Origin of the sequence: Paenibacillus sp. DMB5 (assembly GCF_001517085.1) — a bacterium.
In the GTDB taxonomy this organism is placed as follows: domain Bacteria; phylum Bacillota; class Bacilli; order Paenibacillales; family Paenibacillaceae; genus Paenibacillus_AQ.
The window spans coordinates 44086-58101 of the sequence record NZ_LRAC01000100.1 but is presented as its reverse complement, the minus strand read 5'-3'; the positions used below and the strand labels follow the sequence as shown (position 1 = coordinate 58101).

The window sequence follows — 14016 nt, the reverse complement described above, 5'->3', positions numbered from 1 at the left end:
GAAAGCCCTTTTTTGTTCACTGCCATTCTAACTTCTTTCAGCAGAGCCGTCCAGCATAAAATATTTTTGTACCGCAGGCAGCAGGGTAACCGCCTGAATGAGCAGGCCAAGACAGGTATAGAATACATGAACCGCAGAGACCGCATTCATCATGTACGTCTGCACCAGAATCCAGATGATCTGCCCGAAGCCAAGATACAGCGAGAAGGTCCAGGCAGGATGCAGACCCTTGAACGGATTCAATCCGGCAAACCGCTGCCAGTCCGGCTTCTTCACCAGCCCGTAGAGCACAACCAGCGGCAGGACCCCGAAGATAAGCAGCAGCAGCAGGCCCGGAATCATAAAGCTGTCAAAAGGCGATCTTTCCAGCACAGAGACCGGCATCCCCATCATTTCACCGCTCGGATCAACCAGCAGCATCCCCCCGCCGCCGATCGCCCCAATTCCCAGAAAAGCCTGCAGCACATATAGAATAATAACGGTGCCAGGCCTCTTTTTCAGCTGTCCCATGATCCGCTCCCCATTTCCGCATTTTTTATAGAGTTTACAGCTTTTCCCTGCGGGATGCCAAGACAGATATCACATAATGGTGAAAGACCTGTTATTTCCCCCTGCCGTGTGAATGAGCGCGCTTTACGTTATACTGGAACTACAGATTATCTTTTAAAAAATAAATGGAGCGGACAGACGCAGACAGAGCGTCTCTCCTAATATACCTATGACCGATACCAGCCTGCCTGTTTCCAAACAATGTGCATATTGTCAGCAGCATAAGCCGCTTACCGAATTCCGCAGACGGACGGGCAAACGGTCCAAAGGGCAATCCCGCCGGGGCGCGTGCCGGGAGTGCCGCAAGATCCGCGGCAAAGCAGACGTAAGCGGGCTCCCGCCGGTGCCGGGTGCAGTTTTTTCAGCTCCTGTGAAGCCTGCTGCATCTGCTTCGGCCGGGAAGAATGGTCAAGCAGCCCACACAGCCGCACCTTCTGCCCGCCAGGCGGCCGTTGCGGTTCTAGCGGACCAAGGTGCTGCACAGCATACAGTGTCTGCTGCCCGGCAGACTATCAAGACTGTTCCTGCAAGAGGGGATGCACCGCACGAGCCCAAGACAGCGCAGCCTAAGCCGCACTCCCGGCCGGTACGCTCCAGGGATAGCAAATCCTCTGCCTCAAGTGCAGGTGAACGGGCCAAACCTCGCCCGCGCCCGGTCGAGCAGCGGCGGAAGCCTCCGCTGGGCGGGTGGCCAAAGCCGGAGCCTGATGATTACTCCGCGCTCGTACCCTCGGCCAAAGGGATGATACTGATGCGCGGCCACAGTGACAAGGGGCGGCGCTGGCACCAGGAGATTGATCTGGAGCTGGCCGTTACGCTGGTCCGCGAGCACGCTGCTGTCGTGGTTAACCGCCGGACCATCCGCCGCCTGTACAGCAACAAGGATTTCCGGAAGCTGATTCTGACAAGAGATAACTATACATGTCATTTCTGCGGCCTGTACGGTGACACGATCGACCATCTCCTGCCCCGGGCCAAAGGCGGCCACACCACTCCCGACAACTGTGTCTGTGCCTGTAACCTGTGCAACCAGACCAAAGCGGATATGGATGTGGAGGAATTCATGCGGCGCTGAGAGGGAGTAGGCGGGCAGTGGGCGGGCAGTGGCCGGGAGCGTGCGGGCAGTGGGCGGTGAGCGGGCGGTGAGCTTGCAGGGCATGCGGTGAGCTGCGGTGTGAAGCAGCGGGCGTGCGGTAAACGTGCAGAGCGTGCGGGGAGCTTGCAATAAAAAAGCACCCGGACTTTATATCAGCCGTGTCAGTAGACACTGTGTGATAATGCGGGTGCTTGTGTAACTGCTTTTTGCGTATTAGCTACGCTATAACAGACAGCGAAAAACGCTTTAAAGTTGGTTGTTATAAACCAGTATCCGGCCGCTTCTGAGATAACCGGCTGGGTAATCAGCCGCTGATATGCTTGACGCGGCCGACCTGCCCGTCAGCCAGCCGCACCTTGATTCCATGAGGGTGGCGGGGCGAATTGGTCAGAATGTCTTTGACTGTACCATGTGTAAGCTTGCCTGTAGCCTGATCCTGCTTCAGCACAATATCCACCTCAAGCCCGGGACGGATGTCTGCTCTGACCTGTCCGTTCATGATAAGCCTCCTTTCGTAAGCTGCAATGAAGCCACACTATTAATGGAGCTCTAACTAAGTGGATTTTCGGCAACTAGTTTCACCACTTCTCAAACTTTCTAAGCATTAGGTGAAAATCGCCACTTATTTTTGACCATTAACACTATTATGGGCTAAATAAGCAGATTTAGATGTCTTTTTTCCATTTAGTCTGCTCTATTTTGCCTTTAGCCCGGAAATAGATGGCGATTTTCCACTTAGCATAATCAGTAATACAATACCCTGGAGAATCGCTCCTGCAAGGTAAACATCAATAAAATGGCATGAAGCCGGCCGACAATTACCCCAAGGATAAGGATGAGACAGCTATGGCCTTCGGAATTAACAGAGAAGAACTGAACCAGTGGAAAGCGGCGGTCCTGCGGGGGGAGATCGCTTTTTTGACACATTACTGGATTGATCCCCGGTTCCCGGGTATAACCACCGTAACCAAAGTAGGCTGCAGCGACCTCCCCCGTCTACGCCGCTGGTGTGAGCAGAACGGACTTCCCCCGCAATATATCCATAACCGCAGACCTTTTCCCCACTTCGACCTGCTCGGTCCGAAGCAGCCGGAGATTCTCCGGCGCGAGGGAATGTGGGAGCAGCTGGAACGGTTCCGTATGCTATAGACATAGACTGCTACAGAATGCTACAAACTGCTACTAACCCTACAAACCGCTACAAAATGCTATAAATCCTAACCTTTATCAGCCGGTCCTCCTGCACCTTGACTCTTCTTGTTCCGCAAATCCTTCATAATCTGCCGGCCGGTCGGTGTCTGGGCCAGACCGCCTCCGGCGGTCTCCCGGTGCTTCTCAGGCATGGCTGAGCCGACCTCCAGCATCACCTTGATCACTTCGTCTGAAGGAATCACGCTGCGTACGCCTGCCAGCGCCATATCCGCAGCAGCAAGGGCAGTAACAGCCCCGAAGCCGTTGCGTACGATGCAGGGAATTTCGACAAGTCCGCCTACCGGATCGCAGATCAGGCCAAGCGTATTTTTGAGGGCCAGCCCCACGGCATGGACAGCCTGGGCTGGCGTTCCGCCCCGCAGCTCCGTCAGCGCCCCGGCTGCCATGCCGATCGCCGAACCAACCTCTGCCTGACAGCCGCCCTCCGCTCCGGATACAAAGGAATTATTGGCAATAACATAGCCGATCGCCCCTGCGGCAAACAGCCCCGAAACCATATAATCGTCATCCCAGCCGAAACGCTCCTGACAGCTGAGAAAGACTCCCGGAATAATGCCGCAGGAGCCTGCTGTCGGAGTCGCTATAATCCGGCCCATCGAGGCATTCACTTCCGATACCGCCAGTGCATAGGCCATCGCCTGTCCGGCGGGTCCGCCCAGTAATGGCTCACTAGCCGCGTTATAAGCACCTACCCGCTGGGCATCAAGGCCCGTCAGACCGCTGCGCGAGGTGGTATCCTGGGTCATCCCGCGGTGTACCGCCTCTTTCATGACTCCGTAATATTCCTTCATTGTAGCAAATTCCTGTTCCCGCGGACGTCCCGATTCCGCACTCTGCTCCTCCAGCATCAGCGCCCCGATGCCGAGCCCCCGCTCCCCGCATAATACAGCCAGCTGGCTCAGTGTTTGAAAATTCATGGTGTGCTTTCCTTCCCTTTCTGTTCTTGCTTGACTCCGTTCAAGTCCACCACTTTGACCGACTTCACGGCAGTGAGGGCCTGCAGCTCCTGCAGCAGCCCGGCTGTTGCCGGCTCATCCAGCTCCAGCACGGTGAGTGCCGCGCCGCTGCGGTTTTTGCGGTCAAGCGACATATGGCCGATATTAAACTGTCCCCTGCGCATGACATCCGTAACGCTGGCCAGCACGCCCAGATAGTCCATATGATTAATCAGCACCGTAGGATACATCCCGGTCAGCTTCACGCCGAAGCCGTCGATATCCACAATTTCAATATTTCCGCCGCCGATGGAGATTCCCGTCAGCGTCAGCTCCGTACCGGTGTCCCGGCCGACAAGACGGAGCCTTACCGTATTCGGATGCGGGAACAGGCCTGTGCCCTGACGGAAGGAAATATCCATTCCGGCTTCAGCAGCCAATTCAACCGAATCAGGCAGCCTGTGGTCATCCGTTGCAAAATCCAGCAGTCCGCCGATAATCGCCCGGTCCGTCCCATGTCCCTGATAAGTGGCGGCAAAGGATCCGAAGAAAATAACCTCCGCCTCACGCGGCATTTCACCCAGCACCTGACGTGCAGCCCGGCCGATCCGCGCGGCACCGGCGGTATGAGAGCTTGAAGGGCCGACCATAGCGGGCCCGATTATTGAGAATACATCCTTGAAGCGCATTGTTCTGATCACCTTTTATTAAGTTCGCCATATTAATTGCCTATACATTATACTGCACGAACGCAGAACCTACACCATTACATTCATTGTCACCTAAGAACGGCTGCTTCATTATGTATTTTGTGAAAAGAGTACGAGGCCGTCCCGCTCCTGCCAGCCGGTTCCCGACCAGAAGCTGCGTCCCAGCGTATTGCCTTCAATGACCATCAGATGGCATTTCGCTATGCCTTCTTTATGAAGGGCCGCCAGCGCACGGGAGACCAGCTCACGGCCGGCCCCTTTACCCCGGCAGGCTGTACTGACGGCTACATGATACATATATCCCCTGCGTCCGTCGTGCCCGCACATGGCCGTACCGGCAAGTGTGCCGTCTTCTTCCTCGCATACCTGGCTCAGGCCCGGATTCCGCCCGAGAAACTGCAGAATGCCTTCCCGCGAATCGGCTTCGCTAAGGCCCATCCCCGCCGTATTTTCCCACAGCCTGCAGGCTGCGTCATAATCCTCTGCTACCATTGCACGATACAGCATTTTATTTATCCACCTTTCTATTATTCAATTCAGGTACAGCAGCATACGTAACCGCCCGGTCATTTCCGCCGGCTTATGCCGCAGAAAGCGCACGCTTTTCTGGGCGGATGCATAGAAATATACAAAACCGGCAGCACGCAAGGAGGAGTACAGCGCAATGAACCCAACATATCCCTTTTACGGGGAACAGACGGTATGCCGCACACAAAAAATCGCTTTTCCCCCGCAGCACCAGAACCGCCAGCCCGGACTGGAGAGCCTAATGAATCCCCGGCCGATCAGTGAAGATCCGGAAATCCGCGGCAGCGGCAGACTAAAGGGCAAGGTGGCCCTGATCAGCGGCGGGGACAGCGGGATCGGCAAGGCGGCGGCTATCGCTTTCGCCAAGGAAGGGGCGGACGTGGCTATTGCCTACCTGTATGAGGCCTCTGATGCCAATGATACAGCACGGCGCATCGAACAGCTTGGCCGCCGCTGCCTGCGGATTGAGACAGATTTGCGGTACCGGCAAAACTGCTTTCAGGCGGTGGAGCAGACCGTGCAGACATTGGGCAAGCTGGATATACTTGTCAACAACCTCGCGGTACAGTACCCCCAGCGCAGCCTTCTGGACATTACGGAAGAGCAGCTGTACCAGACCTTCCAGACCAATATTTTTCCGTTCTTTTTCATGAGCCAGGCCGCACTGCCGCATCTGGCAAAAGGCTCATCCATCATCAACACCGCCTCGATTACCGCTTACCAGGGCAATAAGGAGCTCATTGATTATTCCTCGACCAAAGGCGCTGTCGTCACCTTCACACGTTCCCTTGCCCTGTCGCTTGCCGAAAGCGGAATCCGCGTCAATAGTGTTGCCCCAGGCCCCGTATGGACTCCGCTGATCCCTTCCAGCTTCCCTGCCGACGAAGTCAGTATATTTGGAACCGATACGCCGCTGGGGCGGGCGGCACAGCCCTATGAGCTTGCTGGTGCTTATGTTTATTTAGCCGGCCCTGATTCAGCCTACGTAACCGGCACCTGCATTCATGTCAATGGAGGAGATATGGTCACAAGCTGACATCAAACCCGAAAGGACGTTTTCAGATGAACAAAATCAAAGAGTACGACCTGCCTTCTGTAAGACTGTCGGCGGGCATCTATGCCCTGTCCAAATTGTCCGCTGCCGGGCTGACCTTTATGCTGGTCTCCCTTATCCTGCTCCGGCTCCCGTATACGGACGGGATTCCGGAAGGCTGGCCGGTCTCAGTCCCTTATGCCATCTATTCCTATGCCCTGCCGGCTGCACTGATTGCCGACGCCCTGTTGTCCATGTTCCGTTCTTCCAGGCTCATCCCTTCGCTCATCCTCTACGCCGCTGCCGGATTCGGGGCCGGCCTGTGGCTTGCTTCAGAGCAGGGCGGAGATACACAGACCTGCGGCCTGTACGGCATCGGCATCCTGCTGCTGTTCCGCCTCGCCCAGCTGGCCGGCGAACGCTACCCGCTGCTGCTGCCTGTATTCGCCCTCTTCGTACCGCTGCTCTGTCTGGTTCTGCAGTAGGTAGAATTAGTAAGGCTTCCGCTTACCGGTGCTGACAGATGATCCGTGTGCGATCATTCAGCAGCCCCGTTCATGCAGATCCATCCGGCGGCTTCTACAGCGCCTCGATAATATCTCCCGCGACCAGTGCCGACGGATCATTCCGTGAGCCGGCCGCCCGCTCGCCGGCCAGTCCGTGCAGATACACGCCGAAGGCTGCTGCCTGGACGGCATCCAGACCCTGGGCGAGCAGGCCGGCTATCATTCCCGTCAGCACATCGCCTGCTCCGCCCGTGCCCATTCCCGGATGGCCTGTGGTGTTGACATAGACCTCCCCTTCAGGCGAGGCAATTACGGTGTGAGAGCCTTTGAGTACAAGGACCACGCCGTGCTTTATGGCATAAGCCTGGGCAAGACCGATCCGGTCACGCTGTACCTCCGGCGTGGATACGCCCGCGAGCCGGGCCATTTCCCCCGGATGAGGGGTTAGAATAACCGGCCTGCCGGGACTGGACCATTCCGTATAGTTACATTCCGCCAGAATATTAAGGGCATCCGCATCCAGCACCAGCGGGCTGCCGATCCCTTCCCACAGCATGCGGAGCCATTCCTGGTCTCCGGCAAACCGGCCCAGCCCGGGACCTGTGGCAACCGCATCACGCTTCCCGCCAAGCCGCAGCACCTCCGCGGCCGTCCCCGCATTCCAGGTGCCGTCCTCCCCCCCGCCGGCTGCAGCCAGCATGATCTCCGGAGCGGCACCGATTACATAGGGCAGCAGCGCTGCAGGCAGTGTCCAGGTCACCAGACCGCACCCTGCCCGCAGCGCGGCCCGTGCCGCAAGCAGCCCGGCGCCGCTCATGGACAGACTTCCCGCCGCCAGCAGGACATGCCCGTAAGTGCCCTTGTGGCCTTCGGGCGAGCGGCGGCGCGACACGTCGACCCCGAGACGTGTCTTCAGCACTTCCGGGGTCAGCAGGCTGGCCTGCACCCCGGCCTCCCGGGCCAGAGCAGCGGGGATGCCGATGGAGCGGACCACCACCCTCCCGGCTGCTCCCGCGCCGGGATACTGCACCAGACCGCGCTTGAGCAGCGCGAGGCAGACCGTCACCGCCGCATGAATGCAAGGCTCATGCAGCGCCCCCGTGTCCGCGTCCAGCCCGCTGGGGATGTCCGCGGACACAATCGGCTTGCCGCTGGCATTTGCCGCGGCAATCAGGTCCGCATAGGCACCGCGCGGCGCTCCCGCGCTTCCGGTGCCGAGCAGGGCATCGACGATGCCGGTGCACCCGGCAAAGTCGATGCTGTTCCGGCCGTGGACAACGGCCGGAAGCCCCAGCGCCGCAGCAGCAGCACGCTGCACCGGCGGCTTCCCCGGCCAGCGTCTGCGGCGCGGCCGCGTACACCAGCGTGACGGCGAGGCCCGCCTCACGCAGGTGCCTGGCGCGGCGAGGCCGTCGCCGCCGTTGTTGCCTTTGCCGACCAGGATCAGCCAGTGCTCGCGCGCGGTGTCCAGGTCAGCGCCCGGTCGCGCTGACCCTGAATTCCTGCGGCGGCTGCGCTCCGCCGCACCAGCCATTTTCACCGCCACCGTTCCAGCCCAGGCCTATGCCGCCATCTCCTTTCCCTCCACTTCCGGCATTCCAGCCGCCGTTTATGCTGTGCCCAGTCCCCCCGGTAACACAGCCCCCGCTGCTGGCAATCTTACTGCTTCCGCTACCGCTCCTACTGCGCACAATATCACTATCCGTAGACCAGTCTGAGCCAAGCTCTATTTCACCGCACCAGCTGTTTCCGCTGCTATTCTGCTTACGCCGGCATAAGGCAATCACTTCCTCAGCAATCGCACGCCCGGCATTTTCCATTAGCGCAATGGCCGGAATACCCAGCTTGTCTATCGTCATACGGTCGAGCTGCCGCATTTCCTCTGCCGTGACCAGATTCATTTACTCCAACCCCTTCCCGGATTAATTAACTAACATTAAGGCAGGCTTGCTCTTATCCAGTCTAGTTGAAAAAACGCCGCTTAATTATTCCAACTCGCCATGCAATTGCAGTTTAGTTGAAATCAACCCGCATAACCAAAAAAGGCAAGCCTTACAGCATCATATGCAATAAGTCTTACCCCTCTGCGCAGGGGAACAATCCCCTTTGGGCCGGCTGCGGCTGCAGCCCGCCCCGCTTATTATGGTGAATCAATACGCTACTGTAAACCGTTCCCGGCTGAAATTGCCTTCCTCAAGCTCATCAACCACGGCTGCGGCAAAATCCTCCACGCTGATGCTGCTCTCGCCGTTCTCATCGGTAATCAGCCGGTCCAGGCCAATCCGGAACATGCCGGTCCGGCGGCCGGGGACGATTGCTGCAGGCGGGCTGATATAGGTGTAATCCAGCTCTGAGCCCCTGTAAATTTCATAAGCATGTGCATGCGCTGCAGCCAGCGGTCGAAGCTCTTCGGGGAATCCGGCCGTATCCATCAGCCATTCTCCCGATTCTGTCTTCAGGCTGCCTGCACCCCCTACAATAATCAGACGCTCTACACCGGCTTGCTGCAGCCCTTCAATCAAGGAATCTGCCGCTCTGAGCAGGTCATTTTCCTGCCCCGGATCAGGCCCGAAGGCGCTGATTATTTCACCGTGCCCTGCTACTGCCGCGGCAACAGATGCCGGATCAAGCACATCCGCCCGTACAACCTGCAGACGTTCGTGCTGCAGCCCCACCGATTCCGGATTACGGACGGCTGCGGTTACCTCATGTTTTCTTTTTAACGCTTCCTGTACAATGGCCTTTCCAATGGTTCCTGACGCTCCTATTACCACTACATCCATCTTCCGTTTCCTCACCTTTCGTCAGCTTGCATGCCGCTTTATCCATCAATTCGTTCTAAGTTTATTTATCTACGCTCTGCCGCCGCAGAAACATTCCCTGTGACTCAGGCATAACAGAAGTGAAGCCGTACTGCGCATAGAGCTTCGCGGCCTCACCATCAGCAATCAGGCTCACATAGGACGGCTGCGGTACGGTATCAAGAAACTGTCTGATTTCGTGCATGACCGCTTTTCCCAGACCACGGCCCTGATAAGCGGGCTTAACCGCAATGTCGGTGACCTGAAAGAAGCAGCCTCCGTCCCCGATAACCCGGCCCATTCCGACCAGCTGTTCCCCGTCAAATACAGTAACTGCAAAACAGGAACGCGGTAGCCCGGCTGCTGCTCCTGCAGCACTCATCGGACTCAGGCCCGCCTCTGCACGCAGAGCCAGATATTGCTCCACTGAAGGCAGCTCATGGCGTACTTCCGGTTTGGATATATGGTTCATACTTGATCTTCTCCTCGCTCTCTGTCAGGAGCCCGCTGCCGGTCCCCTGCACTGTAACCAATATATACGACAGCAGCAGCCGCAATCAAGGCGGTCGGATAAGCCCGGGGTTCATTTTGAAACGGATCACCGGTTCCAACGTATGCTATAAAGAATTCCGCCACAGACATCACTGCCTATTCTCAGTCCAAGAAGACGGGTAACTAATAGTAATACAATCAGGCTCCACTATAACTTGAAAAGGATCGGTGAACCATCATGTCATCACTGGGCAAATTATTTAAATGGGGGACTTTCGCGTACGAGGCATTTCTGGCCATCCCGTTTATCGGGGGTACCTTCGTTGTCGCCAACGCCTGGCTGCCGCTCGGCGTTGCCTTCCTGCTCCACGCGGCGGCTGTAGTCATCCTGCTGAGAGAACGCGGGCCGTATATCGGTAACGTCATCGGGATTGTCACTTCGGTAGTTGCACTCATTCCGTTTGTCGGCTGGATCATGCATGCCATTACCGCTATCGTCCTGCTGATTGAAGGCCTGTCCGCCAACCGGCAGAGACCCCGTTATTAATTCAACCGTGTTACAGCAAAACAGAGCAGCGTACCTCTCACCTGGAGGAGACGCTGCTCTGTTTCGTTTTGATCTCAAGCACAATTGTATATAGGATGAGTACTAACGCGCTTCTTGTTATCCCCGTCCCGCCGAACGGGCGTCGGTGCGCCGGCTTCCGGTTTCCCCACTGATACGCGGATTTGCTGAGCTGTTCTCGAAACGCTTGCGTTCCGTACGCTCCATCTGAACAATCTGACCCTCATGCACTACAATATGCAGTGAGCCGAATTCCATATTGTCCAGCAGTTCTGAAATTCGTGATAGCCATAACTCATCCACCTTCAGTGGCTTAGCCATTTTCCAGCCTCCCTTTCCCCGGATAGGGGGTTATCTCCGCCTAAATCCCGTCATTTCCAACTTGTATACTGAGTTTTAACTTAGCATGGAACCCAATCACTGTCAATTAGCATTTTTGCGCAACAGCCAGCTTTTAATAATCATCGTGAACAAAGCCAGTAACAGCAGCAGGGAAGCAACCGCGAACGATGCGGAAAACTGATATTCGTTATATAAAATTTCCACATGCAGCGGCAGCGTATTGGTCTCTCCGCGGATCCGGCCGGATACTACGGACACTGCCCCGAACTCCCCCATCGCCCGCGCATTGCAGAGAATGATACCATACAGCAGACCCCATTTTATATTGGGCAGGGTAACACGGAAAAAGATTTGCCAGCCCTTGGCCCCCAGCGTGATCGCCGCTTCCTCCTCCTGCGTGCCCTGGTCCTCCATCAGCGGAATCAGCTCGCGTGCTACAAAGGGAAAGGTTACAAACAATGTCGCCAGTATGATGCCGGGGAGGGCAAAAACAATCTTGATGTCATTATCGCTCAGCCAGGAGCCGAACCAGCCGCTCGAGCCGAACACAAGCACAAAGATCAGACCGCCGATAACCGGGGATACGGCAAACGGCAGATCAATCAGCGTAATAAGAAAGCCTTTGCCGCGGAAACGGAACTTGGTCACCGCCCAGGCCGCAGTTACGCCGAAAATGGTATTCAGCGGAACAGTAATCGCCGCTACGAGCAGTGTCAGCCTTAGGGCCGAAGCCGCATCCGGATCAGAAAGCGCAGCCCAGTAGACGTCCCAGCCCCGCTTCAGCGCCTCTGTCAGCACAACGATCAGCGGCAGGGCAATCAGCCAGAGCATCACCAGCCCGGCGGCAGCGATGAGCACCCATTTTACTATAGAGCTTTCATTTGTTGCGGATGAGACAGTGCTGCTTCTCCGCTTCGGAGCATGCATGGGCACAGTTCCTGCCATGTTCATTCCTCCTTATTTTAACGTGAAGTTTTGCGGGCCCAGCGCTGAAGCAGGTTAATGACCAGCAGCATCAGGAAGGAAATCAGCAGAAGAAGCAGAGCCACCGCGGTCGCTCCGGCGTAGTCGAACTGCTCCAGCTTGGACATAATCAGCAGCGGGGCAATTTCAGTCCGCATCGGCATGTTACCGGAGATAAAGACGACAGAGCCGTATTCACCGATCCCCCGGGCAAAAGCCAGCGCGAAGCCGGTCAGCAGCGCAGGAAACACCTCAGGCAGAATGATGCGCAGAAAAGTCCGGCCGCGCTTTGCACCCAATGTTGCTGCAGCCTCCTCCATATCCCGGTCAAGATCCTCCAGCACCGGCTGAACGGTCCGCACAACAAAGGGAATGCCGATGAACATCAGCGCCAGCGTGATTCCAAGCGGGGTGAAGGCGATTTTGAAGCCGTACGGTTCAAATAAAGAGCCTATCCAGCCATTTTGGGAATAAAGTGCGGTCAGGGAAACGCCGGCAACCGCAGTCGGCAGGGCAAACGGAAGATCAATAAGGGCGTCGAAAATTCTTTTGCCCGGAAACTCGTAACGCACCAGCACCCAGGCCATCAGCAGGCCAAAAAAAGCATTCGCCAATGCTGCAGCCGCAGCAGTGCCTATGCTGACACGGTAGGAAGCCAGCACCCGGGGATCAGTGGCGATATCCCAGAACTTGGCCCAGCTCAGCCCGGTTGAATTGAAGAGCAGCGCCGACAACGGCAATAGTACTACCAGACTCAGGTACAGTACACTGTAACCCATCGTAATGCCGAAGCCCGGAAGCACCTTGCGCCGTGCTGCAGCCGTAGAAATGACATTCATCTATGCACCCATCCTTTCCTGCCTTCGGCTTGTCACCGATCAGCGTCCCTGACGGAGCAGGCTCCCCAGGCCCGTACATTCATGAATGCCCCAGCTCTTGCGGCTGAGGCATCCGGTTATTAAAAGCCAGTATCTTATTTATTTGCTTCCCGGCACATAAATCTGGTCAAAGATCCCGCCGTCATTGAAATGCTTCTCCTGGGTTTCTTTCCAGGTGCCGAACTTCTCGGCCAGGGTGAACAGCTTGATTTCCGGGAACTGATCCTTGAACTGCTCCTTCACACTCTCCAGTGTCGGACGGTAATAGTTCTCTGCGGCGATTTTCTGGCCATCCTCGGTGTAGAGGTAGTTCAGATAGGCCTCAGATACCTCGCGTGTTCCGCGCTTGTCGACTGTTTTGTCCACGATCGCTACCGGCGGCTCTGCCAGAATGCTCTCGGACGGGTTCACAATTTCAAATTTGTCCGGACCCAGCTCCTTGATGGACAGATAGGCCTCATTCTCCCACGCCAGCAGTACATCGCCGATACCGCGTTCTACAAAGGTCGTTGTAGCTCCGCGTGCCCCGGTATCCAGTACCGGCACATGCTTGAACAGCTCCTGGACAAATTCCTGTGCCTTGGCTTCATCATTATTGTTATTATCCAGTGCATAACCCCATGCCGCCAGATAGTTCCAGCGTGCACCGCCGGAAGTCTTGGGATTTGGAGTGATCACTTCCACGCCCTCTTTAAGCAGATCCGGCCAGTCCTTGATGCCTTTGGGATTGCCCTTGCGAACCAGGAATACGATGGTCGAGGTGTACGGTGAGCTGTTATGCTCGAACTTGCTCTCCCAGCCTGCATTAATCAGCCCTTTATCAACCAGTGCATCAATGTCATAACCAAGCGCCAGTGTTACAACGTCCGCCTCCAGCCCTTCAAGCACCGCCCGGCTCTGCGCCCCGGAACCGCCATGGGACTGTTTGATGGTTACCTTCTGCCCGGTTTCCTGCTCCCAATAAGCAGCAAACGATTTGTTATAGTTCTCATACAGCTCGCGTGTAGGGTCATAGGAGACATTCAGCAGCTCTACCGGATCTTTTGCCGGCGCCTTTGTCGCTTCGGCTGTAGCAGCCGCATTCGTTCCTGCATTGGTTGCCTCAGGCGTGCCTGCTGCTGAATTTGCACTGTTGTTCGTATTGCCGTTGCTTCCGCAAGCAGTGAGCCCTGCCGTCAGCAGTAATGTAAATCCGGCGAGAAGCCCCTTCTTGATCCCTTTCTTCATTCCAACCACTCCCCCATGTTTTTTAATATTAGAAATGCCTCTGAAATTCATGTTAGTAGAAAAAAAAGACGCAGGAATGCCCACATATCGCAGGTCAAACCGGTCCTGTAGACACGTGTCTGCTTGCTTCAAGCGGGCGCTCCTCCGTCTGTACGGTAAGAACATTTATTTAATTATTC

Annotated in this window: 18 protein-coding genes; 5 read left to right on the top strand and 13 right to left on the bottom strand. The window is 56.4% G+C overall.

Annotated elements, in window-relative coordinates:
• Window positions 1–27: 27 nt before the first annotated feature.
• On the bottom strand, window positions 28–510 hold the full coding sequence (locus AWJ19_RS11035; RefSeq protein ID WP_068723692.1) for a hypothetical protein: 483 nt from the start codon (window positions 508–510) through the stop codon (window positions 28–30).
• Window positions 511–718: 208 nt separating this feature from the next.
• Here AWJ19_RS11035 and AWJ19_RS34730 point away from each other — a divergent pair, with 208 nt between their 5' ends.
• Complete coding sequence (locus tag AWJ19_RS34730) at window positions 719–1624, top strand: HNH endonuclease (RefSeq protein ID WP_128083571.1); 906 nt, start codon at window positions 719–721, stop codon at window positions 1622–1624.
• A 325-nt stretch (window positions 1625–1949) separates the two neighbouring features.
• Here the strand turns inward: AWJ19_RS34730 and AWJ19_RS11025 are convergent, their stop codons facing one another.
• Window positions 1950–2144, bottom strand: a complete 195-nt coding sequence (locus tag AWJ19_RS11025) for a YwbE family protein (RefSeq protein ID WP_068723691.1) — start codon at window positions 2142–2144, stop codon at window positions 1950–1952.
• Between the two features lie 347 nt (window positions 2145–2491).
• Between AWJ19_RS11025 and AWJ19_RS11020 the strand changes: the two genes are divergently transcribed.
• Window positions 2492–2794 carry a hypothetical protein gene (locus AWJ19_RS11020; protein WP_039878138.1) on the top strand — a complete coding sequence of 101 codons (303 nt, stop codon included), beginning with the start codon at window positions 2492–2494 and terminating at the stop codon, window positions 2792–2794.
• A 68-nt stretch (window positions 2795–2862) separates the two neighbouring features.
• Here the strand turns inward: AWJ19_RS11020 and sdaAA are convergent, their stop codons facing one another.
• The 3 genes from sdaAA to AWJ19_RS11005 all read right to left on the bottom strand — a co-directional run bounded on the left by sdaAA (window position 2863) and on the right by AWJ19_RS11005 (window position 5009).
• The gene (gene sdaAA / locus AWJ19_RS11015) at window positions 2863–3774 is read right to left on the bottom strand and encodes an L-serine ammonia-lyase, iron-sulfur-dependent, subunit alpha (RefSeq protein WP_068723689.1); all 912 of its coding nucleotides are present in this window, start codon (window positions 3772–3774) and stop codon (window positions 2863–2865) included.
• Window positions 3771–4481: an L-serine ammonia-lyase, iron-sulfur-dependent subunit beta gene (gene sdaAB, locus AWJ19_RS11010; RefSeq protein WP_068723687.1), complete on the bottom strand. Its 711-nt coding sequence runs from the start codon at window positions 4479–4481 to the stop codon at window positions 3771–3773. Before sdaAB ends, sdaAA begins: the two co-directional genes overlap by 4 nt.
• Before the next feature lie 111 nt (window positions 4482–4592).
• The gene (locus tag AWJ19_RS11005) at window positions 4593–5009 is read right to left on the bottom strand and encodes a GNAT family N-acetyltransferase (protein ID WP_068723686.1); all 417 of its coding nucleotides are present in this window, start codon (window positions 5007–5009) and stop codon (window positions 4593–4595) included.
• A gap of 157 nt (window positions 5010–5166) precedes the next feature.
• On the opposite strand from AWJ19_RS11005, the gene AWJ19_RS11000 reads away from it, so the two are divergent.
• Both AWJ19_RS11000 and AWJ19_RS10995 read left to right on the top strand, forming a co-directional pair.
• Complete coding sequence (locus AWJ19_RS11000) at window positions 5167–6066, top strand: SDR family oxidoreductase (RefSeq protein ID WP_068723684.1); 900 nt, start codon at window positions 5167–5169, stop codon at window positions 6064–6066.
• A 26-nt stretch (window positions 6067–6092) separates the two neighbouring features.
• Entirely contained in the window at window positions 6093–6548 is a 456-nt protein-coding gene (locus AWJ19_RS10995; protein ID WP_068723683.1) for a hypothetical protein, read from the top strand.
• Window positions 6549–6642: 94 nt separating this feature from the next.
• Here AWJ19_RS10995 and AWJ19_RS10990 read toward each other — a convergent pair whose 3' ends face one another.
• From AWJ19_RS10990 to AWJ19_RS10975, 4 genes are all read right to left on the bottom strand, one after another.
• The gene (locus AWJ19_RS10990) at window positions 6643–8103 is read right to left on the bottom strand and encodes an NAD(P)H-hydrate dehydratase (protein ID WP_068723681.1); all 1461 of its coding nucleotides are present in this window, start codon (window positions 8101–8103) and stop codon (window positions 6643–6645) included.
• Window positions 8042–8470, bottom strand: coding sequence for a hypothetical protein (locus tag AWJ19_RS10985; RefSeq protein WP_068723679.1), 429 nt, complete (start codon window positions 8468–8470; stop codon window positions 8042–8044). Before AWJ19_RS10985 ends, AWJ19_RS10990 begins: the two co-directional genes overlap by 62 nt.
• Before the next feature lie 249 nt (window positions 8471–8719).
• On the bottom strand, window positions 8720–9352 hold the full coding sequence (locus AWJ19_RS10980) for an NAD(P)H-binding protein (protein ID WP_068723677.1): 633 nt from the start codon (window positions 9350–9352) through the stop codon (window positions 8720–8722).
• Window positions 9353–9413: 61 nt separating this feature from the next.
• The gene (locus AWJ19_RS10975) at window positions 9414–9842 is read right to left on the bottom strand and encodes a GNAT family N-acetyltransferase (protein ID WP_068723675.1); all 429 of its coding nucleotides are present in this window, start codon (window positions 9840–9842) and stop codon (window positions 9414–9416) included.
• 258 nt (window positions 9843–10100) lie between these two features.
• On the opposite strand from AWJ19_RS10975, the gene AWJ19_RS10970 reads away from it, so the two are divergent.
• On the top strand, window positions 10101–10409 hold the full coding sequence (locus AWJ19_RS10970; protein ID WP_068723674.1) for a hypothetical protein: 309 nt from the start codon (window positions 10101–10103) through the stop codon (window positions 10407–10409).
• Between the two features lie 117 nt (window positions 10410–10526).
• Here the strand turns inward: AWJ19_RS10970 and AWJ19_RS10965 are convergent, their stop codons facing one another.
• The 4 genes from AWJ19_RS10965 to AWJ19_RS10950 form a co-directional block, all read right to left on the bottom strand.
• Window positions 10527–10748, bottom strand: a complete 222-nt coding sequence (locus AWJ19_RS10965) for a YezD family protein (RefSeq protein ID WP_068723672.1) — start codon at window positions 10746–10748, stop codon at window positions 10527–10529.
• A gap of 102 nt (window positions 10749–10850) precedes the next feature.
• Complete coding sequence (cysW, locus tag AWJ19_RS10960; RefSeq protein WP_068723670.1) at window positions 10851–11714, bottom strand: sulfate ABC transporter permease subunit CysW; 864 nt, start codon at window positions 11712–11714, stop codon at window positions 10851–10853.
• A 17-nt stretch (window positions 11715–11731) separates the two neighbouring features.
• Window positions 11732–12571, bottom strand: a complete 840-nt coding sequence (cysT, locus tag AWJ19_RS10955; protein WP_068723668.1) for a sulfate ABC transporter permease subunit CysT — start codon at window positions 12569–12571, stop codon at window positions 11732–11734.
• Window positions 12572–12709: 138 nt separating this feature from the next.
• A complete protein-coding gene (locus AWJ19_RS10950; RefSeq protein ID WP_068723667.1) occupies window positions 12710–13837 on the bottom strand; it encodes a sulfate ABC transporter substrate-binding protein in 1128 nt (375 codons plus the stop codon).
• Window positions 13838–14016: the final 179 nt, after the last annotated feature.

Coding starts and splice junctions, on each gene's coding strand:
- AWJ19_RS11035 (WP_068723692.1), bottom strand. CDS start 510: ATGGGACAGCTGAAAAAGAGGCCTGGCACCGTTATTATTCTATATGTG.
- AWJ19_RS34730 (WP_128083571.1), top strand. CDS start 719: ATGACCGATACCAGCCTGCCTGTTTCCAAACAATGTGCATATTGTCAG.
- AWJ19_RS11025 (WP_068723691.1), bottom strand. CDS start 2,144: ATGAACGGACAGGTCAGAGCAGACATCCGTCCCGGGCTTGAGGTGGAT.
- AWJ19_RS11020 (WP_039878138.1), top strand. CDS start 2,492: ATGGCCTTCGGAATTAACAGAGAAGAACTGAACCAGTGGAAAGCGGCG.
- sdaAA (WP_068723689.1), bottom strand. CDS start 3,774: ATGAATTTTCAAACACTGAGCCAGCTGGCTGTATTATGCGGGGAGCGG.
- sdaAB (WP_068723687.1), bottom strand. CDS start 4,481: ATGCGCTTCAAGGATGTATTCTCAATAATCGGGCCCGCTATGGTCGGC.
- AWJ19_RS11005 (WP_068723686.1), bottom strand. CDS start 5,009: ATGCTGTATCGTGCAATGGTAGCAGAGGATTATGACGCAGCCTGCAGG.
- AWJ19_RS11000 (WP_068723684.1), top strand. CDS start 5,167: ATGAACCCAACATATCCCTTTTACGGGGAACAGACGGTATGCCGCACA.
- AWJ19_RS10995 (WP_068723683.1), top strand. CDS start 6,093: ATGAACAAAATCAAAGAGTACGACCTGCCTTCTGTAAGACTGTCGGCG.
- AWJ19_RS10990 (WP_068723681.1), bottom strand. CDS start 8,103: ATGGCTGGTGCGGCGGAGCGCAGCCGCCGCAGGAATTCAGGGTCAGCG.
- AWJ19_RS10985 (WP_068723679.1), bottom strand. CDS start 8,470: ATGAATCTGGTCACGGCAGAGGAAATGCGGCAGCTCGACCGTATGACG.
- AWJ19_RS10980 (WP_068723677.1), bottom strand. CDS start 9,352: ATGGATGTAGTGGTAATAGGAGCGTCAGGAACCATTGGAAAGGCCATT.
- AWJ19_RS10975 (WP_068723675.1), bottom strand. CDS start 9,842: ATGAACCATATATCCAAACCGGAAGTACGCCATGAGCTGCCTTCAGTG.
- AWJ19_RS10970 (WP_068723674.1), top strand. CDS start 10,101: ATGTCATCACTGGGCAAATTATTTAAATGGGGGACTTTCGCGTACGAG.
- AWJ19_RS10965 (WP_068723672.1), bottom strand. CDS start 10,748: ATGGCTAAGCCACTGAAGGTGGATGAGTTATGGCTATCACGAATTTCA.
- cysW (WP_068723670.1), bottom strand. CDS start 11,714: ATGGCAGGAACTGTGCCCATGCATGCTCCGAAGCGGAGAAGCAGCACT.
- cysT (WP_068723668.1), bottom strand. CDS start 12,571: ATGAATGTCATTTCTACGGCTGCAGCACGGCGCAAGGTGCTTCCGGGC.
- AWJ19_RS10950 (WP_068723667.1), bottom strand. CDS start 13,837: ATGAAGAAAGGGATCAAGAAGGGGCTTCTCGCCGGATTTACATTACTG.